We start from the raw sequence: 293 nt of genomic DNA, 5'->3' as shown, positions 1-293 counted from the left end.
GACTGGCTCCCCTCTGGCTCCCGCCTCACCCGGCGCATGCAGTGCTGGATTGAAGCGCTCGTTCAGTACCTCCCCATCCGCCATGTCAGCCAGCTCACCGGGGTCGGTTGGCACACCATCAAGGAGATCGACAAGCGCCGTTTGCAAACCAGTGTGGGCACCATCGAACTTGGGGAGGTGCGGCGGCTGGTGATGGATGAGTTTGCCCTGCACAAGGGACACCGCTATGCCACCGTGATCATGGATGCCGAGCGAACCCGCGTCCTGTGGGTGGGGCACGGCAACAGCCGGGC

Annotated in this window: 1 protein-coding gene; it reads left to right on the top strand. The window is 64.2% G+C overall.

Annotation, left to right across the window (positions count from 1 at the left end; genetic code table 11):
* The coding region (locus tag MUW49_RS21520) for a helix-turn-helix domain-containing protein (protein ID WP_244813222.1) at nt 1–293 on the top strand (293 nt) is incomplete at both ends.

Source organism: Aeromonas sp. LsrichE-8G, from assembly GCF_022869435.1.
Taxonomy (GTDB): Bacteria; Pseudomonadota; Gammaproteobacteria; order Enterobacterales; family Aeromonadaceae; genus Aeromonas; species Aeromonas caviae.
Note: the sequence above shows the minus strand (reverse complement) of the source record. Positions and strands in the feature narration are given on the sequence as shown.